Origin of the sequence: Roseomonas genomospecies 6 (assembly GCF_008365375.1) — a bacterium.
In the GTDB taxonomy this organism is placed as follows: Bacteria; Pseudomonadota; Alphaproteobacteria; order Azospirillales; family Azospirillaceae; genus Azospirillum.
Genome location: NZ_QOKW01000002.1, coordinates 199,113 through 222,021, shown reverse-complemented (window position 1 = coordinate 222,021; position 22,909 = coordinate 199,113). Strand labels below are relative to the sequence as shown.

The window sequence follows — 22,909 nt, the reverse complement described above, 5'->3', positions numbered from 1 at the left end:
GCCGGAATGTAATATACTCGGAGGACCAGAACCATTGCGGTGGAGCAACGTTCTGGTATGACTACCTTTCGCAGCGGTTCCAGACGACACGGGACAGTCATCCATGACAGCAGGCAAGCGCATCGGCATTCTCACCAGCGGCGGCGACTGCGCCGGGCTGAACGCGGTCATCCGCGCGGTGGTCCACCGGGCCGTCCTGACCTATGGGTGGCAGGTCCTGGGCATCAAGGAAGGCACCCAGGGGCTGTTGCAGCGCCCGGTGCAGTATCAGGTGCTCGACCTGCCGCAGGTCGACGGCAACATGATGCGCATGGGCGGCACGATCCTCGGCACCACCAACCGCGGCGATCCCTTCGCCTATCCGATGGCGGACGGCACGCAGAAGGACCGGTCGGACGAGATCATCGGCGGCTACCGCGAACTGGGGCTGGACGCGCTGATCGGCATCGGCGGCGACGGCAGCTTCGCCATCCTGAAGAAGCTGGCCGACAAGGGCGGCTTCCAGATGGTCGGCATCCCCAAGACCATCGACAACGACCTGGGCCTGACTGAGGTGTCGGTGGGCTACGACACCGCCGTCGGCGTGGCGGTGGAGGCGCTCGACCGGCTCCAGCCGACCGCGGCCAGCCATGCCCGCGTCATGGTCCTGGAGGTGATGGGCCGCGACGCCGGCCACATCGCCCTGGCCGCGGGCATCGCCGGCGGCGCCGACGTGGTGCTGATCCCCGAGATCCCCTATTCCATCGAGAAGATCGCCGCGAAGATCCGGCAGGTGCGCGCCACGGGCCGGAACTTCGCCCTGGTCGTCGTGTCGGAGGCGGTGAAGACCGCGGACGGCACCGGCGTGCAGAAGCTGTTGCAGGGCGGGGAGAAGCGGTACGGCGGCATCGGCGACTACATCGGCGAGAAGATCGCCGAGGCGACGGGGGCCGAAACCCGCGTCACCGTCCTGGGCCACGTCCAGCGCGGCAGCATGCCCAGCCCGCGCGACCGGCTGGTCGCCTCCGCCTTCGGCGTGCACGCCGTGGACCTGATCGCGGAGGGCAAGTTCGACCGCATGGTCGCCTGGTCCGACCGCGGGGTCATCGACGTCCCGATCACCGATGCCATCGCCAAGTACGCCTGCGTGGAGATGGACGGCGCGATGGTCAAGACCGCCCGTGGCCTGGGCATCAGCCTGGGCGACTGAGCGGAGGCTCATGAGGAGGCAGGCACGGCGATGTCGGAAAACCCGCTTTGGGACTTCTCGCTCGCCGTCTACGGGCGGCCGGGCGTGCCCGCCGCCTGCCTCGACCTTCAGGACCGGCTCGGCCAGGACGTGAACCTCCTGCTGTTCGCCGCCTGGGCGGGCATGGACTGCAACGCCGACCTGCCGGCGGCGGAGTTGGAGCGGATCGACTCCGCCGTCGCCCCCTGGCGGGCGGAGGTCGTCCGCCCGCTGCGCGCCGTGCGCCGCCGGGTGAAGGGGGAGGACGACGCTCTCTACCGCCGCATGAAGGCCGCGGAGCTGGAGGCGGAGCGCGTCCAGCAGGACCGACTCTTCGCCCTGTCCGGTCTCACCCCCGCCCCGGGCGGCAGCGTCGAGGCGGCCGCGGCGAACCTCTGCCGGCTGGTGCCGGACGGGGACCCGGCTTTGATGGCGCTTCTGGCGGCGCTCGGCACGCCGCCCGAGCCCTGACGGAACCGGTGCGATGACGACGCCGGCCATCCTCACCTCTTTCCGGCTGATCCTGCGTCCCTGGCGGGACGGGGACGGCGACGCCTTTCATGCGCTGTCGCGCAACCCTACGGTGATGGAGCATCTGCTGCCGCTTCCCGACCGGGCGGCCTGCGACGCGGTGATCGCGCGCATCGGCGAGCATTTCGACCGGAACGGTTTCGGGTTCTGGGCGGTGGAGCGGCCGGGACACAGCCCCTTCATCGGCTTGGTCGGGCTGGCCCGCGTGACCTGGGAGGCGCCTTTCGCGCCCGCCGTGGAGGTGGGCTGGCGGCTCGACCCGGCCCACTGGGGGCAGGGGCTGGCGACGGAGGCCGCCGGGCTGGCGCTCTCCTACGGGTTCGACACCGTCGGGCTGACGGACATCGTGGCCTTCACGGTGCCGGCGAACCGGCGTTCGCAGCGGGTCATGGAGCGGCTGGGGATGGAGCGCGACACGGCGGGCGACTTCGACCACCCGTGGGTGCCCGACGGCCACCGCCTGAAACGGCACGTCCTCTACCGCATCGGGCGCGAGCGGTGGCGGGCCGGACTCGACGCGGGAATCAGCGGACGAGGATGAGGCTGTTGCGGTCGCCGGTCTCGTCGGACACCTGGAAGGGCTTGCCGACATAGAAGGCCTGGCAGCGCTTGCCGCCGGACAGACGGGTCAGGGCGGCCTCCCACTCCTGGCCGCGCGGGCCGAGGATGCGCAGCTTCAACTGTTCGAGCAACGGGAAGATCTGATAGCCGTCGATGTCCAGCGGCTCCCCCTTGGCGGAGAAGGCGTCCTGGTTCAGCGTCAGGGTCTTGCCGTTGAGTTCCAGCGTCACGTCCTGCGCCCACGGACAGCCGTTGCCGCCGGCTCCGCCGCCCTTCTCGCTGGCCGCCGCGGGGGACGGTTCCACGGCCAGGATCGCCGGAACGAGGGCGCAGGTCAGGGCCAGGGCGCAAACGTTCAAGGTGCTTTTCATGGGTGGAAGGCTCCCGGCACGCTGAATACTCCGGTGTGTTCCGGCGGGTTGGATGCATCATATTTGCCGCAAATGCGAAACGCAACGTGGGGCTTCTCGTGGGTGGGTTGCGGGAACGGCAGGTCTGTGTCAGATCGGGAGCACCGATTCCCTCTTCCGCCCCGGAAGTGGGATGGTTTTTCTCATGTCCTCCGGCATTTCCCATGGCGACGATCATCGAAGCTCTTCTGGCCGCCATCGACCACCACCAGTCGGGCCGGCTGGCCGAGGCGGCGACGCTCTACGGGCGGATTTTGGAGGCCGACCCGGAACAGCCCGACGCCGCCCAGTTTCTGGGTGTGCTCCGCATCCAGACGGGCCGTCCGGCGGAGGGGGAGCGGCTGTTGCGCCGGGCGCTGGCGCTTCGTCCCGATTCGGCAGGCGCGCAGTCGAATCTGGCCGGCGCCCTCCAGACCATGGGCGACGCACCGGGGGCGGAGGCCGGCTACGCCCGCGCCCTTCGGCTGGACCCGCTGCTGGCCGACGCCCATGCCAGCCGGGCCGGCGCCTTGCGCGACCTGAACCGGGTGGAGGAGGCCGTGCGCTCGGCGCAGCGCGCTCTGGCGCTGGTTCCGGCCTCGGCGGACGCTCTGGTGAACCTCGCCGAATCGACCCTGGCCGGGCGGCGGGCGGCGGCGGCCGAGCGGGCGGCCCGGCGTGCCGTCGCCCTGTCGCCCGGATCGCCGGCGGCCCGCATGGCGCTCGGTTCCGCCTGCGCCGCTCAGAAGCGGGACGACGAGGCGGAGGCCGCCTACCGCGCGGCGCTGGGGCTCGCCCCCGGCTACGGCACGGCCTGGGAAAATCTGGGATCGCTGCTCGCCGGGCAGGGCCGGTTCGAGGAGGCGCTGGACGCCTTCGCCGCGGCGGAGCGTGGCGGCGCCGGGCCGTCCCTGTGGGCGGCGCGCGGCGGCGCCTTGCTCGCCATGGCCCGCCCGGTGGAGGCGCTCGCCGATTTCGACCGGGTGCTGGAGGTCCGCCCCGGCGATGCCGGTATGCGCTGGAACCGCGGCTTCGCCCGGCTGCTGGCCGGGGATTACGACGGTGGCTGGCCGGAGTTCGACTGGCGGCGCCACGATGCGGGGGCGGAACCGCCCTGGCGCCGCTTTTCACAGCCCACATGGACCGGTGAGGACACCGCCGGGCGCACCATCCTGCTCTACGCCGAACAGGGGTTGGGCGACACGCTGCAATTCGTCCGCTACGTCCCGCTGGTGGCGGAGCGCGGGGCGCGGGTGATCCTGGAGGTGCAGCGGCCCCTGACGACCGTTCTGTCCGGCCTGCCGGGGGTGGAGCGGCTGATCGCCCGCGGCGATCCCCTGCCGGAATTCGACCTGGAATGCCCGCTGATGAGCCTGCCGCGCGCCTTCGGCACCAGGCTGGACCGGGTTCCCGCCTCCGTTCCCTATCTGCGCCCCGATCCGAGGCGCGCCGCCGCCTGGAGGGAACGGTTGGCGGAAGGGGAAGGGCTGCGGGTCGGGCTGGTCTGGGCGGGCAACCCGCGCTTTCCCGGCGACGCGCTGCGCTCGCCCCGGCTGACCGGGCTGCGGCCCGTGCTGGAGGTGCCGGGCGTGCGCTTCTTCGGGCTTCAGAAGGGGCCGGGGCGGGAGGATCTGGAGCGGGTGGCGATGCCGCTCTCCTTCACCGACCTTGGGCCGGAGATCGCCGATTTCGCCGACACGGTGGCGATCATGGCCAACCTGGACCTCGTGATCTCGTCCTGCACCGGGCCGGCGCATCTGGCCGGGGCGCTGGGGGTGCCGGTCTGGGTGGTGCTTCCGTTCTCGCCGGATTGGCGCTGGCTGCTGGGGCGGGAGGACAGCCCCTGGTACCCGACCGCCCGGCTGTTCCGCCAGACGCGCGTCGGCGACTGGGCGGAGGTGGCCGGGTGCGTCGCCGAGGCGTTGCGCGCCGTGTCCGTTACGACTTCAGGGTGATGGTGGTCTGGGTCATCTCGTCGGCGGTGGACACCAGCTTGGAAGCGGCGGAATAGGTTCGCTGCGCCTGGATCAGCGTGGTGAACTGCTCCTCGATCTTGACGTTCGAGCCCTCGACGCTGGCCGTGTTCAGCTTCGCCCCCACGGTCGTCGGCGCGCTGGTGCCGGTCTCGTTCGACAGGTTGCCGAAGGAGTTCAGGCGGATGGCGCCCGAGTCCGCGGTGGTCCGGAACATGGTGCCGGACACGCTCTCCAGATCCGTCGGGTTGATGACCGTCGCGTCGGGGATGCGGTAGACGTAGCGCTGCTTCCCGCCCTGGAAATTCGCCGCGACGAAGCCGTCCGCGGTCAGTTCCGCCCCCTGGTAGGTGCCGGCCCGGATGCCGTTGTTGCCCTGGACGATGCCCAGCTCCATGCCCGCGATGCTGGTGATGGAGTTGTTCATTTTCCCATAGGAGCCGATGTCCAGCGTCGTCTGGGCGAAATTGCCGCCGGGGTTCAGCGTCAGGGTCGCCGGGGCACCGGTCGTCCCGCCGGTCAGCGTGCCGTTGCGGGCGAAGTTCAGCGTGCCGAGCGGTTGCCAGGTGGTCGGATCGTTGACCGTCCCGTTGCCCACCGGCTTGCCGTCCGCGCCGGCGACCCCGGCGTTGAAGACCTGCCATGAGGAGGTGCCATCCTCCGCTTCTCCGGTCTTCAGGAAGCGAAGGGACATCGTCCCGTCGGCGCCGTTCTTGTCCACGAGCTTCAGAACGACGCCGGTGGTGTTGGCCGTGGTGATCTCGCCGGTCACCGGGGCCTGATCGCGCGGCAGGTTGAGGTTCAGCGACGCCTGGGTCGAGGCTTCGCGGTAGTCGCGCAGCCCCTCCAGCGTGACCGCCGAGAGCGTGCTGGCGCTTCCGAAACCGCCGGTTCCGCTGGCGGGGTCGAGCTTGAAGCCCATCAGCGCCTTGCCGGCGCCGTTCACCAGATGGCCGTCCTTGTCGGGGGTGAAGTCGCCGGCCCGCGTCAGGAACAGCGAATCGTCGTTCGGCCGGCCGGTGGTTCGGGTCGTGCCGGCCAGGAAATCCATGTCCTGGACGACGAAGAAGCCGTTGCCGACGATGGCCGCGTTCGTGGTGACCCCCGTCTGGGTGACGGTGCCGCCCGCGTGGTCCAGCCGATCGAACGCGCGGACGCCGTTGCCGGGGTCCATGTTTCCGTTGCGGTCACTCAGCGCGAAATCGGCGAATTGGGTTTCCGACGCCTTGTAGCCGGCCGTGTTGGCGTTCGCGATGTTGTGCGAAATGGTGCCCAGCGCCCGGCTCTGCGCCGTCAGCCCAAGAACGCCATTGTTGAGGATGTTGGTGATGCCCATGGTCCGGCCGCCTCATTCCCGTCGAAGCGCGTGTGTCGGAACGCGCTGACAAGTGGAAAGCAAGAGACGTGCCAGGAATGAGGAGAGGGTTGGTGCCCTCTCCCGCCCCGGAAAAGGGGCTTTTGCACCGGGAAGGCGACGGAGTGGGCATAAATTTCCCGGCAGGACCGCTCCGGTTGCCGTCCGCTGGGTAGCTTTCGCCCACCCGAAGCCCTCAATCGACCGGCTCGAACATCTTCGTCTTGGAGTTGATGGCCCACAGGTCCCCGTTGTCCAGGTCGAACCACCAGCCGTGCAGTTCCAGCGTTCCGGCCTCGACCCGCTCGCGCACGAAGGGGAAGGTCATCAGATTGTCCACCGAGGTGCGGACGGCGGCGCGCTCGATCACATCGGGTTTCTGCTGAAGACGCTCGAAGGCGGCCTTGCGCTGTTCCTCGTCGGTATCGCCTTGCGCGGGCGGTATGTAGGGGTCGAGCGCCGCGCTGGCGATGGACACCCAGGGCGACACGAAATCGTTCTGGTCCGGATCGCCCTTGCGCAGGCGGATCAGCCCCTGGATGCCGCCGCACAGCGCGTGGCCCAGCACGATGACATGGCCGACCTGAAGCACCTGCACCGCATACTCGATGGCTGCGGAGGTGCCGTGGTAGCTGCCGTCCGGCTGGTAGGGCGGAACGAGGTTGGCGACGTTGCGGACGACGAACATCTCGCCCGGCTCGGCCTCGGTGAGCAGCGCCGGATCGACGCGGCTGTCGGAGCAGCCGATCATCAGGATCTTCGGCTTCTGCCCCTGCTGGACGAGCTGGCGCATGCTGTCTGGCCGGCGCTCGTAGTAGCGGGCGCGGAATCCTTTCATCCCGGCGAGAAGCTGACGAATCGGAACGTCTTGGTCGCGGGTGTGTGGCATCGTTCTGATACCCCTCATCGGTCGGGATTTAGCGGATGCGGTATAACCCAGGCCGGCTCATGTTTCCAGAACCTCCGCAGGCGCCGGTTCCCCCCAGCGGCGGACGATGCCGGCGTCCAGCCCGAACAGGTCGAGCGCCCGGCCCACGGCGTGGTCCACCAGATCGTCGATGGTCCGCGGGCGGTTGTAGAAGGCCGGAACCGGCGGGGCGATCACCGCGCCCATCTCGGCCAGTTGGGTCATGGTGCGCAGATGCCCCAGGTGCAGCGGCGTCTCGCGCACCATCAGCACCAGCGGGCGCCGCTCCTTCAGCGTGACGTCGGCGGCGCGGGTCAGCAGCGTGGAGGTCACCCCGGTGGCGATCTCGCTCATCGTGCGGACGGAGCAGGGGGCCACGATCATGCCCATGGCGCGGAAGCTGCCGCTGGCGATGGCCGCGCCGATGTCGGCGGCGGCGTAGGACACGTCGGCCAGAGCCCGCAGATCCGCCACCTTCATGTCCGTTTCATGGGCCAGGGTGACTTCGGCGGAGCGGCTGACGACGAGGTGCGATTCGACGCCGATGCGGCGCAGCACGGACAACAGCCGGATGCCCAGGATCACGCCCGAGGCTCCGCTGATTCCGACGACGAGACGGGAGGGTGCGGTCATGCCCGAGATGTAGCGCGCGGGCGGCGCGGCGTCCAGAGCGCGCAACGCGGGGGCGGGGAGGAACGGGCCGCCCCCGTCTTCAACGACAGGAGTTTCTCCGGCGCAAAAGAAAAGCCCCCCTCCCGCCGGGGGAGAGGGGCCGGGGAGGCGGCGTCAGCGCGCCTCTTCCCGCTCCGAATAGGGCGACTCGTCGCCGTAGCCTTCCTCGCCGTCCTGCGCCTCGCGCTCCTCCTGGGACAGCGGAACGCCGCCGCGGCGGACGGCCAGGGCCAGGGCCTCCTCAAGCTCCCGCTGGGTGCACAGGCCGAGCAGCACGGGGTTGCGCGGCTTGATGTTCGGCGCGTTCCAGTGCGTGCGGTCGCGCACCGCCGCGATGGTCGGCTTGGTCGTGCCGATCAGACGGCAGAGCTGCGCGTCCGACAGCTCCGGATGGTGCTTCAGCAGCCAGGAGATGGCGTCCGGCTTGTCGCCGCGCTTGGTGATCGGGGTGTAGCGCGGCCCCTTGGACCGGGCGGCCGGCAGCGGCAGGTCGGGGACCAGCAGCTTCAGGCGCAGATCCTGGTTGCGCTCGCACCGTTCGATCTCGGCCTTGGTCAACTGACCGTTGGCCACCGGGTCCAGCCCGACCATGCCGACCGCCACCTCGCCATCGGCGATGGCCTGGACCTCCAGGGAATGCAGGCCGCAGAAGGCGGCGATCTGCTCGAAGGTCAAGGATGTGTTCTCGACCAGCCAGACGGCCGTCGCTTTCGGCATCAAGGGCAGTGCCATCGTCCCTCCTGACAAACTCCAACCCGACCGCACCCGCTGGCGGCTGGGGCGATCGGCCATACTTTACCGGACAGTCCCGAGCGTCGCCCTCCATATAGGGCCGGAACCGGTCGATGTAAGCGTGCTCGGGCAGGCGGCCGGGAAAACCCGGACGCCGATCCTCTGCTAACCGTCTTGGCGCGCTTTAGCAAGCCCACCCCGCGGTTCGCAAACAAGAATGAGGCGAAAAAAATGCTTGAAAGGGAATTCCAGGCTGTGATGCCGCGGAATTCCCTTCGCAAGCCAACGGTTCGCGCCGGCGGCGATCAGCCGCCAACCGTCATGACGATCTTGCCGATGTGCGCGCTGGATTCCATCAGCGCGTGCGCCTCGGCGGCCTGCTCCAGCGTGAAGACCTTGTGGATCACCGGCTTGACCGTGCCGGCTTCCAGCAGCGGCCAGACCTTCCCGCGCAGGGCGGCGGCGATGCGGCCCTTCTCCTCCACCGAGCGGGCGCGCAGGGTGGAGCCGGTGAGGGTCAGACGCTTGGTCATCACCGGGAACATGTTGATGGAGACCTTCGGCCCCTGGAGGAAGGCGATGGAGACGTGCCGCCCGTCCGGGGCCATGATGCCGATATCGCGGGCGATGTAGTCGCCGCCCACCATGTCCAGCACCACGTCCACGCCGCGCCCGCCGGTTTCCTTCTGGATGACGGCGGCGAAATCCTCGGTCTTGTAGTCGATGGCGCGGTCGGCGCCGAGTTCCTCGCAGGCGCGGCACTTCTCGGCGCTGCCGGCGGTGGTGAAGACCTTGGCGCCGAAGGCCTTGGCGAGCTGGATGGCCGTGGTGCCGATGCCGCTGGAGCCGCCATGGACCAGCAGCGTCTCGCCGGGCTTCAGGGCGCCGCGCTCGAACACGTTGGTCCAGACGGTGAAGAAGGTCTCCGGCACGGCGGCGGCCTCGACCATGCCATAGCCCTTCGGGACGGGCAGGAGCTGCGGCGCCGGAACCGCGCAATACTGGGCGTAGCCGCCACCGGAAATCAGCGCGCAGACCGCGTCGTCGGCGGCCCAGTCCGTCACCCCTTCGCCCAGCGCGACGACGCGTCCGGCGATCTCCAGGCCGGGCAGGTCGGAGGCGCCCGGCGGCGGGTCGTAGCGGCCCTGGCGCTGCAGCATGTCCGGACGGTTGACGCCCGCCGCCTCCACCGCCACCAGGACCTCGCCGGGGCCGGGCACCGGGGCCGGGCGCCGCACGGTGCGCAGGACCTCCGGGCCGCCGGGTTGCGAAATCTCAACGCAGGTCATGCTGTCCGGCAGGGCGATGCCCATGGTGTCCTCCCCCATTCCTCGTTGACGCGGTGTCCACCAATCCGGCCGCCGCCGATCCGGGTCCCGGGCCGGGCCGTTTGTGTCCGCAGGCGTCCAAAGTTAGAATTCCCGACCGGCGCTGACAAGCACGCGCCGCCGGGCTTTCCGGTGGGCGGGAAGCGGACGGCGCGGGGCAGGGATGCGCGACGGCGGAAGGAGAAGCCCATGGACATCGACGATCTGGAGCCGCGCAAGGCCAAGCCGGTGCCGAAGGACCTGACCGCGCTGGGCGTGGCGGAGTTGAAGGACTACATCGCCGGGCTGGAGGCCGAGATCGCCCGCGCCCGCGCCGCCATCGCCGCGAAGGAGGCGCAGAAGAACGCCGCGGAGGCCTTTTTCAAGAAATCGTCCTGACATTGGGAAACGCCCCTCTCCCGGATGGGAAGAGGGGCGTCCGGACGCGCAACCTCAGTCCGCGCCGACCAGATCGCGGTAGCAGTGCCAGGAGGCGTGGCCGATCAGCGGCAGGGCCAGCGCCAGACCCAGGAAGCCGGTGACCATCCCCGCCGCCATGAACAGCACGATCAGGAAGGCCCAGCCGGCCATGGTCCGCAGATTCCCGCGCAGAACCGCGACGCTGGTGGCCATGGCGGTGAAGGTGTCGGTGTCGCGGTCCAGCAGCATCGGGATCGACACCACGCTGATGGCGAAGACCGCCGTGGCGATGATTCCGCCCACGATGGTTCCGGTCAGCAGGAACGGGATCGTCTGGGACGAGAAGAAGATCCGGTCGACGAGCTGGTCGAAGGCCGGCGGCTCCGTCGCGAAGAACAGCGCGAAGAGCAGGAAGGCGATTCGTATCCAGGCCAGCATCGCCAGCATCAGCGCCAGCCCGATCCCGGCGATCTGCACGCCGTTGCGGCGGTAGGCGCCGGCCACCTTCATCAGGGTCGGCTTCTCCCCCCGTTCCAGCAGGCGGCTGGTCTCGTACAGGCCGACCGCGAAGACCGGCCCCAGCAGCATGAAGCCCGCCGCCATCGGCAGAACCAGATACTGCATGTCGTACATCGCCAGCCCGGCCACCAGCACGAAGCTGGAGATGACCGCCAGAAGCCCGTAGGCGATGCTGATCCCCGGGCTCGCGCACATGTCGCGCCAGCCCGCGCTCAGCCACACCCAGGGGCGGTCGACGTCGACACTGCGGATTCGCGGAAGATAGGAAGCCGGCTTGTGGAACTCGGACGGTTCCTTGCGCCGGATCGGCCGATGGAACTGGGACGCACCGCGGTGAGACGACATGTCGACCATGATGATGGTCCTCCTCTTTGCCCTTTGCGCCTCTCGAGGGGCAACTGTAGCAAAGCGATCCGCAGCGTTCCAGATTGTCTTATGGACGAACTGTCCGGGTTGCCAATTGTCACAAAAGCGATACCAAAGCACGGGCTGGGCCGTTACTCCTCGACCTTCTTGCCGTCGAGATCCGCCGCGCGGCGCTCGGCATCCTGGCGGTCGCGGAGCTTTTCGGCCTTGGTGCGTCCGAAGCGGATGCGGTTCTCCTCGGCGGTCTTTTCACGCTCCTCCTTCAGGCGCATCTTTCGGAAGCGGTTCAGGTTGACGATATCGGCCATGGGCGCATCTCCGGGGCGCGGGGCATTTCGTCCTTCGGACGACATCAGCCGTTGGAATGCCCAAATTGCTTGTTTTCCTTTGGGGCGATAGCTTAACGGAACACGGCGCCTCCCGGAAGGCCGGGGCGGGCGCCGTCGATTCTCTCGGCTTTTGGCAAAGATACGGCGACTCAACAGCCGAACGGTGGGGAAGGCGGGTCAACCGGTGAAGAAATTCCTGATCGCTGCTCTGGTTCTCGTCGGCCTTCTCGTGGCTGCGGTGCTCATCGTGCCCAGCGTGATCGATTGGAACGCCTACAAGGCCCAGATCGCGGAGAGGGTGTCCGCCGCCACGGGCCGCAAGGTGGAGCTGAAGGGCGACATCGGCCTGTCGCTGCTGCCGGCCCCGGCGTTGACGGTGCGCGACGCGCGGCTGGCCAACGCGCCCGGCGGGTCGGAGGAGGACATGGCCCGCCTGAAGGAGCTGGACGTCCGCGTCGCGCTCGGCCCGCTGCTCGGCGGCCACATCCAGGTGCAGAGCATCCGGCTGATCGACCCCACCTTCCTCTTCGAAACGCTGCCGGACGGACGCCTCAACTGGGACCTGTCGCCCGCCGGTGCCGGGCGTCCGGCGGACGGCTCGGGCGGGTCCGGCGATGGGCTGGCCTCCGCGGTCAGCTTCGATCAGGTGACGGTGGAGAACGGCACGATCCTGTACCGCGACGCCCGCACCGGGCAATCGGAGGTCATCGACCGGCTCGACGCGCGGATCGTCGCCGGCAGCTTCACCGGTCCGTTCCAGGGGCAGGGCAGCTTCCGCGCGCGCGGCGTGCCGCTGCGCGGGGAGATGTTCGTCAGCCGCCTGATCGACGGCGCCGCGGTCCAGGTCCGGGCCTCGCTGTCCATGGCCGACACCGACGCCACGCTGCGCTTCGCCGGAATCGTCACCAACCCGCCGGGCAACGGCGGATCGCGCGCCCAGGGCGACCTGCGCGCCGAGGGCAGCGATCTGGCCCGCGCGCTGGCTCTCGTCCGCGGCGGTTCGGCGAACGGCGAGGGCAAGGGAACCGACGCGCTGCTCGCCCAGCCCTTCGGCATCCGCACGGCGGTCGAAGCGTCCCCGGCGGGAGCCAGCTTCACCAATCTGGAAGGGCAACTCGGCGACACGCGCGCCACCGGCACAGCGACGCTGCGCACCGGCACCCCCGCCCGGGCGGAGGTGACGCTGGCCCTCAACCGGCTCGACCTCGACGCCTGGCTGGACCGCGCCGGTTCCGGAGGCAGGTCCGGTGCGGAATCCTCAACCCCGCCGGCGCCGCCGCGCAACGGCACCGCGGCCAAGGGTGTCCAGCCGCCGAACGGCGCGCCCACGCCCGCAGCCGGTGGCGGCACATTCGCCCTGCCGGACGCGTTCGACGCCAAGCTCGACCTCGCGGTGGACGGCATCACCTACAACGGCGGCGTGGTCCGCCAGGGGCGTGTCGAGGCCAGCCTGTCCGGCGGCACGCTGAACATCGACCGGTTCAGCGCCCTGCTGCCCGGCGGGTCCGACATCGTGGCGGCGGGCGAACTGGCCGCGGCCAACGGCCAGCCGAACCTCAACCTGCGGATGGAGGCCAACGCCGACAATCTGCGCGCCCTGCTGGAATGGCTGAAGGTGGACGTGCGCGCCGTGCCCGCGGACCGGCTGCGCCGCGCCTCGGTCGCCGCGCAGGTTCAGGGGCGGCCCGGACGGGTGGACGTGAACGGGCTGGACTTGCGGGTGGACGCCAGCCGCCTGACCGGCGCCGTCGCCTATGTCGACCGCGGACGGCCCGCCTTCGGCGCGCGGCTCGACCTCGACCGGCTGAATCTCGACGCCTATCTGCCCCAACCGGCCGGCAACGCGGATACCCAGGCGGCGCCCGCCGCTCCAGCCACCGCTCCGGCGGGGACCGCCATGGCCCCGGCGCCCGCGCGCAACGGACGTCCGCCGATGACGCCGGCCCGGCTGTTGGCCGGCGTGGACGCGAATCTCGAACTGTCGGTGGGGCAATTGACCGTGCGCAACACGCCGGTCCACGGGCTGCGGCTGGACGCCACCGCCGCGGGCGGTGCCCTGTCAATCAAGGAAGCGAAGGTGGAGGACGCCGCCGGGATGAAGCTCCGTCTGGACGGGCAGATCGCCGGTCTGGAGCCGTTGCGCGGCGCGCACCTGACTCTGAACGCCGAGGCCGCCAGCCTGGAAGGGCTGGCTCGCGCCGTTCCCTGGCCGGAAGGCGCACCGGCGCCGGGGCGGTTGGGCGCGGTGAAGGCCCAGGCCCGCCTGTCCGGCGACGCCGAGCGTCTGGCGGTCGAGCTTGGGCTCGACGCGGCGGGCGGCTCGCTGGAGGCCGGGGGCGCGCTGCTGAACGTCGAGAAGGACGTCTCCGCCGACCTGAAACTGCGCGCCAAGCACCCGGAGATAGCCCGGCTCGCCAGTTTGTTCGCCGATGATGCGGTCTCCGGTTCCTTTGGGCAGATGGACCTCTACACGGAGCTGGCGGGGACGCGGAAGGCCTTCACGCTGGGCAACATCCAGGGCGTTCTGGCCGGCGTCACGGTCAAGGGAAAGGCCGGCGCCGATCTGAACGGCGGCAAGCCGCGCGTGGAGGCCGAACTTCAGACCGGCGACCTGGAACTGGACCGTCTGGCGGCGCTCCCCGCCGCGGCCTCCCGTCCCGCCGCCCCACCACCCGCCGCCCCGCCACCCGCCACCACGGCGGACGCGGCATCCCCCACCGCGCCCGCCGCCGCCGGTACGGCGGAGTTCGGCTGGCTGCGCCGCTTCGACGGGCGTCTGGTTCTGACCTCCTCGGCGCTGGTGAAAGGCGGGACGCGGATCGAGAATCCAGCCCTGCGCGCCACCGTGATGAATGGGGTGCTGACGGTGGAGCGGTTCGACGGCGGCCTGATGGGCGGCCATCTCGGCGCCACCGGGCGGCTGGCCGCTCCGGGCGACCGGACGCCGACCGCGGAGGCCACCGTCACCCTGTCCAAGGCCAAGCTCGCCGAGGCGGTGGGCAGCGGCTTGGGCGGAGGGGCGCTGGAGATCGCCGGGGGTGTTCTGGACGCCGAGGCCAACCTGTCCACCAGCGGGGCTGGCGGCGACGCCATGCTGAGGGCGCTGTCCGGCCATGGCCGGATCAACGCCCGCGACGGCCTGCTCCGCGGTTTCGACCTGGGTGCCCTGCGCGACCGGCTGACCAGGCTGGAGCGCCCGCAGGAGCTTCTCGGCGCGGTGATGGGCGGGCTTCAGGGCGGCGAGACCCGCTTCGCCCGTCTGGACGGCAGCTTCGCCATCGACAAGGGCGTGGCGCGGACGGAGGACATGCGCCTGACCTCCGACCTGGGCGAGGGGACGGCGGCGGGGCAGGTCGACCTGCCGGCGCAGACCATCGACATGCGCGTCCGCCTGACCGTCCAGTCCGATCAGGCGCTGCCGCCGCTGACCGTCCGCCTGACCGGCCCGCTGGACAAGCCGACCCGTTCCTTCGAGATGCAGGAGGTGCAGGAGTATTTCGCCCGCCGCGCCGCCGAGGGGCTTCTGAACAGGGTCGTGCCCAAGGATCTGCCGCTTCCGGGCGGCGGCGGGGGAACCCCGAAGCCCGACGCGCTTTTGAAGGGACTGATCGACGGGTTGCGGCGTTGAGAGGGGTGGTCCCGTGACGCATCGCGTCCAAGCCCGTTGAAGTTCTGTGGGTCGGGTCCCATAATGCGGCAGACAAGAAGCGGATTTTGAGTCGATGCAGGTGGACAATAAGATTCTGGACGATCTGGCCCGCGTCGCGGGCGGCGCGCTCGGCGCGCTGTCGTCCCTGCGCGAGGAAGCTGAGGCGCAGATGCGCCAGCAGTTCGAGCGCGTTCTGTCGCGGATGGACGTGGTGAGCCGCGAGGAATACGAGGCCGTCCGCGCCATGGCCGCGAAGGCCCGCGAGGAGCAGGAAGCCATGGCCGAGCGGCTCGCCGCGCTGGAGGCCACGGTGGCCGGCCTGAAAGCCGGGCACGAGCCCAAGCCGGCGCCGGACGCCCCCGCCGCCGCTCCCGCGGTCGGCCCCATTGCCGGAGGGGGCATGGGGCCGGTCTGATCCGGCCACGTCACCCCTCCGTTCCTTCACGGATGCACCGCCGAAAACCAGTTGCGCCGGCCAGACCCTTTTGGCACGGTGCGTCAGGTGGTACCCATCCGGCTGCCAGCCACAACATCTCGGGGCTCCCCTTCTTGCGCGAAGGCGGACCGGCCCCGGGGCGGTTCCGTCCACCGCGCCTTTACAGGAGGACGCCGACATGTCGGCTGTTGCCGTCGACACCCCCTCTTCCGCGCACAATCCCCTGGACATCGTCGAGGAGATCGTCACCGCCAACGAATGGCCCTTCGAGCGGGCCGGCGAGGATGAACTCATCGTCGAGATCGGCGGACGCTGGTGCGATTACCGGCTCTATTTCGTCTGGCAGTCCGACGTCAGCGCGATGCAGTTCTCCTGCCAGTTCGACATGAAGGTCCCGGCGGCGCGCCGCTCCTCCGTCAACGATCTTCTGGCGGAGGTGAACGCGCGCATGTGGCTGGGCCATTTCGACGTCTGCGCGGAGGAGTACACCCCGATGTTCCGCCAGACCATGCTGCTGCGCGGCTCGCGCGGCGCGACGGTGGAGCAGTTGGAAGACCTCGTGGAGATCGCCCTGTCGGAGTGTGAGCGCTTCTATCCCGCCTTCCAGTTCGTGATCTGGGGCGGCAAGTCGGCGTCGGAGGCGGTCTCGGCCGCCATCCTGGACACCGCCGGTGAGGCATGACCGTCATGGCTGAAGGTCGGGCGCAGGGTTGCGCATTGCTTCTGGCCGGCTGCGGCAAGATGGGCGGCGCGATGCTCGACGGCTGGCTGAAGGCCGGCATCGCGTCCAGCGTCGCCGTGGTCGAGCCGGCGGGCCTGCCGGAATCCCTGCGCGGCAACCCCGCCGTCTTCCTGGCGAGCGCGCCGGACGCCGTCCCCTCCACCTTCGTGCCCGACGTGGTGGTCCTGGCGGTGAAGCCGCAGGTGATGGACTCGGTCCTTCCGGCCTACCGGGCGCTGGTCCGCCCCGGCACGGTGTTCCTGTCCGTCGCCGCCGGCAAGACCATCGCCTCCTTCGAATCCGCGCTGGGGGAGGGGGCGGCCATCGTCCGCTCCATGCCCAACACCCCCGCCGCCATCGGGCGCGGAATGACCGTCGCCGTCGGCAACCCGGTGGTGACCGGGGCGCAGAAGACGCTGTGCGATTCGCTGCTGCGCGCGGTGGGCGACGTCGCCTGGGTCGATGACGAGTCGCTCCTGGACCCGGTGACCGCCGTGTCCGGCAGCGGCCCCGCCTACGTCTTCCTGATGGTGGAGGCCATGGCGAAGGCCGGTGAGGCCGCCGGATTGCCCGCCGATCTTGCCATGCGTCTGGCGCGGGCCACGGTTGCAGGGGCGGGCGAGTTGCTCCACCAGTCTCCAACCGCCGCCGCCGACCTGCGCAAGGCGGTGACCAGCCCCAACGGCACCACCCAGGCCGCGCTGGACGTGCTGATGGCCGAGGACGGGATTCAGCCGCTGTTCGACCGCGCCGTCGCCGCCGCCGCGAACCGCTCCCGCGAGCTGGCGAAGTAGCGCGCCGTGGGCACCCTCAGCCCCTCCGCCCAGCGGGTCCAGGAGCTTCTGGACGGCTTCGGCCACGGCCACGCCGTGGTGGAGCATGAGGGCAGCACCCGCACGTCGGAAGACGCCGCCAACGCCATCGGCTGCACCGTGGCGCAGATTGCCAAGTCCTTGATCTTCCGTGCGAAAGACAGCGGCCGTCCGGTGCTGGTGGTGGCCAGCGGGGCCAACCGGGTGGACGAGAAGGCAGTGGGCCGGCTGATCGGCGAGAAGATCGAGCGGGCCGATCCGGACTTCGTTCGGGAGAACACCGGCTTCGCCATCGGCGGGGTGCCGCCCATCGGTTACGCCGTGCCGCCGCTGGTGCTGATCGACGCCGATCTGCTGGCGCTGGACGCCATCTGGGCCGCCGCGGGCACTCCAAACGCGGTCTTCCGCCTGACCCCGGCGCAGCTCGTCAGCATGACCGGCGGGCGGGTCGAGACCATCCGAAAAGGCTGACCGGGACCCGGAAAGGCCGGTCAACCGGGCAGGATGCCGCAGCGCGGCATGACGGCGCATCGCCGGGGCACCCCCCTTCCAACCCTCTGGATTCTCTGGCAAGACTCTCCCCAACGAGTTCTTGAACAGAGACGCATTGGGAGGACCCCGTGACCGACGCCCGGCACAACCCGTACGAGACCGACCTCGACCAGAACGCCGCCAACGCGGTGCCGCTGTCGCCGCTCTCGTTCCTCCGCCGCACCGCCGCCGTCTATCCGCAGCGCATCGCCGTGATCCACGGCCCGGTCCGCCGCACCTGGGCGGAAACCTATGAGCGCTGCGTGCGCCTCGCCTCGGCCCTGGCGAAGCGGGGCATCGGGCCGGGCGACACGGTCGCGGTGATGGCCCCCAACACGCCGGAATCCTTCGAGGCCCATTTCGGCGTGCCGATGACCGGCGGCGTCCTGAACGCCCTGAACATCCGCCTGGACGCGGAGGCCCTGGCCTTCATCCTGGAGCATGGCGAGGCCAAGGTCCTGCTGACCGACCGGGAGTTCTCCGGCGTCATCTCCAAGGCCGTCCACATGCTGGAGCCGAAGCGCCGCCCCATCGTCATCGACATCGACGACCCGCAGGCCAAGGGTGGCGAGCTGATCGGCGAGCAGACCTACGAACAGTTCCTGGAGACCGGCGACCCGGCCTACGAGTGGCCGATGCCGGCGAACGAGTGGCAGGCCATTGCGCTGAACTACACCAGCGGCACCACCGGCAATCCGAAGGGCGTCGTCTACCACCACCGCGGGGCCTATCTGAACGCCATGGGCAACGTCCTGACCTGGGCGATGCCGCACCATCCGGTGTATCTGTGGACCCTGCCGATGTTCCACTGCAACGGCTGGTGCTTCCCCTGGACGGTCACCGCCATGGCCGGCACCAACGTCTGCCTGCGCGCCATCTCCGCCAAGGGCATCTACGACGCGCTGGCCGACCTGGGCGTCACCCACATGTGCGGCGCGCCCATCATCATGGGCCTGATCGTCAACGCGCCGGAGGACCAGAAGCGCGAGATCCCCACCGGCGTGAAGATGATGACCGCCGGTGCCGCCCCGCCCGCCGCGGTGATCGAGAAGATCGAGCGGTTGGGCTTCGACGTCACCCACGTCTATGGCCTGACGGAGGTCTACGGCCCGGTCACCATCTGCGCCTGGCACGAGCACTGGAACGACCTGCCGCTGGACGAGCGCGCGGCGCTGAAGGCGCGGCAGGGCGTGAACTACGCCACGCTGGAAGGGCTGATGGTCGCCGACCCCAACACGCTCCAGCCGACCCGCAAGGACGGCGTGACGATGGGCGAGATCTTCATGCGCGGCAACACCGTCATGAAGGGTTACCTGAAGAATCCGCGGGCCACGCAGGAGGCCTTTTCCGGCGGCTGGTTCCACACCGGCGATCTGGGCGTCTGGCATCCGGACGGCTACATCGAGCTGAAGGACCGGTCGAAGGACATCATCATCTCCGGCGGCGAGAACATCTCGACCATCGAGGTCGAATCGGTCCTCTACAAGCATCCGGACATCGTGGAGGCCGCCGTGGTCGCCCGCCCGGACGAGAAGTGGGGCGAGACGCCCTGCGCCTTCGTCACGCTGAAGGAGGGCAAGCAACTGACCGAGGCGGAGGTGATCGCCTACTGCCGCGAACATCTGGCGCATTTCAAGTGCCCGCGGACCGTCGTCTTCACCGCGCTGCCGAAGACCTCGACCGGCAAGATCCAGAAATACGTGCTTCGCGATCAGGCCCGCGCGCTGAACGGGACGAAGGCGTGACGGCTGTGGCCGGGGGCTTCGGCCCCCTGTTGCCGGAGGAGCGGGCGGACGCCGCGGCTCTGGTCCGCCAGGGCTTCGGCATTCCCCGCGCGTATTTCGACCGGTCCGTGGAGCTGTTTGGACCGGATGTGATGCGGGGCCTGCGCGCCGGACCGGAAACGGGCCGGGCCGGGCAGGTCGTCGCCTGCGCCGCCGTCTGGCCGATGGACCAATGGTTCGGCGGACGCCCGGTGCCGGCCTGCGGCGTGGCGGCGGTCGCCGTCGATCCCGCGGAGCGCGGGCGCGGCTACGGCAGCGCGCTCATGCGCGGCGTTCTGGAGGAGGCGCGGACCGCCGGGGCGGCGCTGTCCGTGCTCTACCCCGCGACCTTGCCTCTCTACACCCGCCTGGGATTCGGGCGGGGCGGGGTGTCCTTCGACTGGAGCGCGCCGCCGGCCTCCCTCGCCGCGGGGCCGCCGCCAGGGGACGGATGGGTCCGCCGAACCGACGCCGCGGACGCCAGTCATCTTGCGGCACTTCGCCGCAGCCTGTTCGCCTCCGCCAACGGTCTGGTGGAACGCAACGAGGGGCTGTGGAGCTTCGCGCTCTGTCCGGACGGCGTCCCGTCGGACGTCTACACCCTGGACGGACCGGGCGGACCGGAGGGTTACATCGCGGTCGCGCCGCCGGCCAAGCGCGCGCTGACGGTGGCCGACCTCTGCCTGCTCAGCCCGCGCGCGGTGCGGCTGGCTCAGAGCTTCCTGGCCGGCTACCGGGCGCAGGTGGACCGCGTGTCCTGGCGCGGCGGGCCGGACGACCCGCTGGCCCTGCTGGCCCCGGACACCGGTCCGCGGACGGACGCGAGGGACGAGTGGCTGCTGCGAATCCTGGACGTCCGACGCGCCTTGGAGGCCCGCGGGTACCCACCGGGGATTGCGGGGGAACTGATCCTGGATGTCGCGGATAGCCTGATTTCCGGCAATTCCGGCCGCTTCCGGCTACGCCTGTCCGGAGGAAAGGCCACCGTGACGCCCATGGCGGGGGGAGAAGAGTCCGGTAAATCGGCGGTCGGAACGGTGCTTTCCCTGTCGGTTGGGACCTTGGCCACCCTCTACAGCGGGAACAAGGGTCCGGGTGTTCTCCGTCAGGTTGGGCTTCTGCGCGGCGGCGATGCCGCTATGGCGTTGGCATCGTTGATGTTCTCCGGACCGGTGCCGTGGATGCCGGACCGGTTCTGAAGCGGTGTTACCAGTCGTGTTTGTCAAACCAGAAATTAACCCTTTATGCTGTATCCCTTAGAGACGAAGGCATGACGACGGTCAGTGCATAAGGCCGTATGAGGCGGGGGAGCCCGATTTCATGACGATTGGAACGCGGATTGCGCTCGGTTTTGCAGCGGTCCTTCTGATGACGGTTGCGGTGGCGTTCGTTGGGTGGAACAGCCTGCGCACCTATGCCGGGCGTGTCGATCTGGCGGCGCACACCGCCGAACTGGACGCCCGTCTGAAAACCGTGCGGATCGAGGAAGCCCGCTTCGTCACCGAACGCGACTCGAAGGCCGCCGACAACGTTCCCGGCATGCTGGACCGTCTGCGCGATGAGGCGCAGGGCACGCGGGCCGCGCTGGAAGACGCCGGCAGCATCCGTCTGCTGGACGAGATCCTGGCGGGAATCGCCGGCTACCGCGGCGCCTTCGCCAACTTCGTCGCCCAGGACAAGGAAGCCCGCGCCCGCACCCGGAGCATGGAGACCCGCGCCCACGCCCTGCGGGACATCGCGGAAAAGATCGGCAAGCAGCAGTCCGACCGCTACGATCAGAACATGGTCAGCCTGAAGGACGCCGAGCACGCCGTGCGGCAGAGCCGCGACACCTCGGACCGGGCCGACCGGCTGATCGAGATGGTTCTGGAGGCGCGGCGCCTGCAGGCCGACGTCGCGCACACCCGCAACCCTGCCACGATGGAAGCCGCCGGGGCGGCCATCGCGGCCCTGCTGGCGAACGCGGAAGCCATCGAGAAGGACCTGGTCGGCACGAACGACGAGGAGCTGGCCGGGCGCATCGTCACCACCGTCAACACCTACCGCACCGCCTTCGAACAGCTCCGCGCCGACGGCGCGGGAGAGGTGAGCGGCGCGCGCATCCAGGCGCTCGACCGCAACGCCCGCCAGATCCAGGATCTCGCCCATGAGATGCAGGAGAACCAGTCGATGGTCTCCAGCGCGCTCCAGGAGGCCGCCAACTTCGCCCAGAGCGAGGTGAACGAGGCCGTTCTGCTGCGCAGCATCGCCATGCGCCTGATCCAGGGCGCGCAGTCCGCCATGCTGGGGCAGCGCGATTTCATCCTGGCCGGCGGGGAGGACGCGCGCGCGGCGGTGGCCTCGGCGGTGACGCAGACCCTGTCGCTCGCCAGGCAGGCCGGCGCGGTTCTGGTGGATGCGGAGGGCCGCGCGCTGATCGCCGCCATCACCGAAGCCGCCCAGGCGTTCGACAAGGAGTTCGCCGCTCTGGTCGCCGCCAGCGACAATCAGCGTGCCGCGTCGATGTCCATGGCCAAGGCCGCGGGCGACGTCAGCGAGCAGGTGGCCCGCCTCGTTTCCATCCAGCGCGACGACCGTGAGAACGGGCGCAGCGGGGCCGAGATCATCATCGCCATCGGCGCCGCCATCGCGCTGGCTCTGGGCATCGTCATGGCCTGGATCATCGACCGCGCCATCACCCACCCGATGCACGCCATGACCAAGGCCATGGGCCGGCTGGCCGAGGGCGACCTGACGGTGGACATCCCCGGCAGCGACCGCAAGGACGAGCTGCGCGCCATCGCCGACGCGCTGAGCGTCTTCAAGGAGAACGCCCTGGAGATGCAGCGCATGGAGGGCGAGCGGGAGGAGATGCGCCGGCAGATCGACGCCGACCGCCGCCGCACCATGAACGAATTCGCCAACGGCTTCGAGCAGGCGGTGTCGGGCGTCGTCCTGTCGCTGACCGAGTCCGCCGGCAATCTGGGCCGCGACGCGCAGGAGATGTCGTCCGACGCCGCCCTGACGACCGCGAAGTCCAGCGCCGTCGCCGCGGCGTCGGAACAGGCGTCCAGCAACGTGCAGACCGTCGCCGCGGCGGCGGAGGAGCTGTCCTCCTCCATCGCGGAGATTTCCCGCCGGCTCAACGACAGCTCGCAGGTGGCGGTGGGCGCCGCCGCCAAGGCGACGGAGACCAACGGCATCGTCGAAGGTCTGGCCGAGGCCGCCCAGCGCATCGGGCAGGTGGTGGACCTGATCGGCGAGATCGCCGAACAGACCAACCTGCTGGCGCTGAACGCCACCATCGAGGCGGCGCGCGCAGGCGAGGCCGGCAAGGGATTCGCCGTGGTGGCGACGGAGGTGAAGAACCTCGCCGGGCAGACCGCCAAGGCGACGGAGGAGATCTCCACCCAGGTGGCGCAGATGCAGGCGGCGACCGGCGGGGCGGTGGGGGCCATCCGCACCATCTCCGACGCGGTCGGCACCATCAGCGGCACCGTGACCGAAATCGCCCGCGCCATGGAGCAGCAGGGACTCGCCACCCGCGAAATCGCCCAGAACGTCAACCAGGCCGCCGAGGGCACGCAGGAGGTGATGCACCACATCGCCGAGGTGACCAACGCCGCCACCAAGACCGGTGGCGCCGCCGACGCCGTTCTGGACGCCAGCCGCACGCTGACCCGGCAGGCCGAGCATCTCCGGTCCGAGGTGCAGGGCTTCCTGAACAAGGTGCGCACCGCCTGACCGCCTG

Annotated in this window: 21 protein-coding genes; 13 read left to right on the top strand and 8 right to left on the bottom strand. The window is 70.0% G+C overall.

The features are described from left to right. The first annotated feature begins 103 nt into the window (after positions 1-103). From DS843_RS03485 to DS843_RS03475, 3 genes are read left to right on the top strand one after another with little or no spacing between them, the layout of a single operon-like run. Positions 104-1,189, top strand: a complete 1,086-nt coding sequence (locus DS843_RS03485) for an ATP-dependent 6-phosphofructokinase (protein WP_149467512.1) — start codon at positions 104-106, stop codon at positions 1,187-1,189. Positions 1,190-1,219: 30 nt separating this feature from the next. Then, the gene (locus tag DS843_RS03480) at positions 1,220-1,678 is read left to right on the top strand and encodes a TIGR02444 family protein (protein ID WP_149467511.1); all 459 of its coding nucleotides are present in this window, start codon (positions 1,220-1,222) and stop codon (positions 1,676-1,678) included. 13 nt (positions 1,679-1,691) lie between these two features. Next, complete coding sequence (locus DS843_RS03475; RefSeq protein ID WP_149467510.1) at positions 1,692-2,279, top strand: GNAT family N-acetyltransferase; 588 nt, start codon at positions 1,692-1,694, stop codon at positions 2,277-2,279. Here DS843_RS03475 and DS843_RS03470 read toward each other — a convergent pair. Next, positions 2,263-2,670, bottom strand: coding sequence for a hypothetical protein (locus DS843_RS03470; RefSeq protein ID WP_149467509.1), 408 nt, complete (start codon positions 2,668-2,670; stop codon positions 2,263-2,265). The two genes, DS843_RS03475 and DS843_RS03470, sit on opposite strands and share 17 nt — an antisense overlap. A 203-nt stretch (positions 2,671-2,873) precedes the next feature. Here DS843_RS03470 and DS843_RS03465 point away from each other — a divergent pair, with 203 nt between their 5' ends. Beyond that, a complete protein-coding gene (locus DS843_RS03465; RefSeq protein WP_149467508.1) occupies positions 2,874-4,643 on the top strand; it encodes a tetratricopeptide repeat protein in 1,770 nt (589 codons plus the stop codon). Here DS843_RS03465 and DS843_RS03460 read toward each other — a convergent pair. The 5 genes from DS843_RS03460 to DS843_RS03440 form a co-directional block, all read right to left on the bottom strand. After that, complete coding sequence (locus DS843_RS03460) at positions 4,627-5,997, bottom strand: flagellar hook-basal body complex protein (RefSeq protein WP_149467507.1); 1,371 nt, start codon at positions 5,995-5,997, stop codon at positions 4,627-4,629. The genes DS843_RS03465 and DS843_RS03460 overlap by 17 nt on opposite strands. 214 nt (positions 5,998-6,211) lie before the next feature. Then, positions 6,212-6,904, bottom strand: coding sequence for a carbonic anhydrase (locus DS843_RS03455; RefSeq protein WP_149467506.1), 693 nt, complete (start codon positions 6,902-6,904; stop codon positions 6,212-6,214). 57 nt (positions 6,905-6,961) lie between these two features. Continuing rightward, positions 6,962-7,555, bottom strand: coding sequence for a UbiX family flavin prenyltransferase (locus DS843_RS03450; protein ID WP_149467505.1), 594 nt, complete (start codon positions 7,553-7,555; stop codon positions 6,962-6,964). Between the two features lie 153 nt (positions 7,556-7,708). After that, positions 7,709-8,326, bottom strand: a complete 618-nt coding sequence (locus DS843_RS03445; RefSeq protein WP_149467504.1) for a DUF1013 domain-containing protein — start codon at positions 8,324-8,326, stop codon at positions 7,709-7,711. Between the two features lie 305 nt (positions 8,327-8,631). Further along, positions 8,632-9,639, bottom strand: coding sequence for an NAD(P)H-quinone oxidoreductase (locus DS843_RS03440; protein WP_149467503.1), 1,008 nt, complete (start codon positions 9,637-9,639; stop codon positions 8,632-8,634). A gap of 204 nt (positions 9,640-9,843) precedes the next feature. Here DS843_RS03440 and DS843_RS03435 point away from each other — a divergent pair, with 204 nt between their 5' ends. After that, positions 9,844-10,032, top strand: coding sequence for a DUF1192 domain-containing protein (locus tag DS843_RS03435; protein WP_149467502.1), 189 nt, complete (start codon positions 9,844-9,846; stop codon positions 10,030-10,032). Positions 10,033-10,086: 54 nt separating this feature from the next. Here DS843_RS03435 and DS843_RS03430 read toward each other — a convergent pair whose 3' ends face one another. Both DS843_RS03430 and DS843_RS03425 read right to left on the bottom strand, forming a co-directional pair. Continuing rightward, positions 10,087-10,926 carry a DUF2189 domain-containing protein gene (locus tag DS843_RS03430; protein ID WP_149467501.1) on the bottom strand — a complete coding sequence of 280 codons (840 nt, stop codon included), beginning with the start codon at positions 10,924-10,926 and terminating at the stop codon, positions 10,087-10,089. 143 nt (positions 10,927-11,069) lie between these two features. Beyond that, the gene (locus tag DS843_RS03425; RefSeq protein ID WP_149467500.1) at positions 11,070-11,246 is read right to left on the bottom strand and encodes a DUF4169 family protein; all 177 of its coding nucleotides are present in this window, start codon (positions 11,244-11,246) and stop codon (positions 11,070-11,072) included. A gap of 205 nt (positions 11,247-11,451) precedes the next feature. On the opposite strand from DS843_RS03425, the gene DS843_RS03420 reads away from it, so the two are divergent. From DS843_RS03420 to DS843_RS03385, 8 genes are all read left to right on the top strand, one after another. Beyond that, complete coding sequence (locus DS843_RS03420; RefSeq protein ID WP_149467499.1) at positions 11,452-14,895, top strand: AsmA family protein; 3,444 nt, start codon at positions 11,452-11,454, stop codon at positions 14,893-14,895. A gap of 94 nt (positions 14,896-14,989) precedes the next feature. Beyond that, on the top strand, positions 14,990-15,331 hold the full coding sequence (locus DS843_RS03415) for an accessory factor UbiK family protein (RefSeq protein WP_149467498.1): 342 nt from the start codon (positions 14,990-14,992) through the stop codon (positions 15,329-15,331). A gap of 199 nt (positions 15,332-15,530) precedes the next feature. Then, positions 15,531-16,034, top strand: coding sequence for a type III secretion system chaperone family protein (locus DS843_RS03410; RefSeq protein ID WP_149467497.1), 504 nt, complete (start codon positions 15,531-15,533; stop codon positions 16,032-16,034). A gap of 5 nt (positions 16,035-16,039) precedes the next feature. Next, complete coding sequence (gene proC / locus DS843_RS03405) at positions 16,040-16,867, top strand: pyrroline-5-carboxylate reductase (RefSeq protein ID WP_149467496.1); 828 nt, start codon at positions 16,040-16,042, stop codon at positions 16,865-16,867. A gap of 6 nt (positions 16,868-16,873) precedes the next feature. Then, a complete protein-coding gene (locus tag DS843_RS03400) occupies positions 16,874-17,356 on the top strand; it encodes a YbaK/EbsC family protein (RefSeq protein WP_149467495.1) in 483 nt (160 codons plus the stop codon). A 149-nt stretch (positions 17,357-17,505) separates the two neighbouring features. Beyond that, positions 17,506-19,161 carry an acyl-CoA synthetase gene (locus DS843_RS03395; protein ID WP_149467494.1) on the top strand — a complete coding sequence of 552 codons (1,656 nt, stop codon included), beginning with the start codon at positions 17,506-17,508 and terminating at the stop codon, positions 19,159-19,161. Then, complete coding sequence (locus DS843_RS03390; RefSeq protein ID WP_286191911.1) at positions 19,158-20,378, top strand: GNAT family N-acetyltransferase; 1,221 nt, start codon at positions 19,158-19,160, stop codon at positions 20,376-20,378. The genes DS843_RS03395 and DS843_RS03390 overlap by 4 nt, the downstream gene beginning before the upstream one ends. 121 nt (positions 20,379-20,499) lie before the next feature. Next, positions 20,500-22,902 (top strand): methyl-accepting chemotaxis protein, encoded by a 2,403-nt coding sequence (locus DS843_RS03385; RefSeq protein WP_149467493.1) that lies wholly within the window; start codon positions 20,500-20,502, stop codon positions 22,900-22,902. Positions 22,903-22,909: the final 7 nt, after the last annotated feature.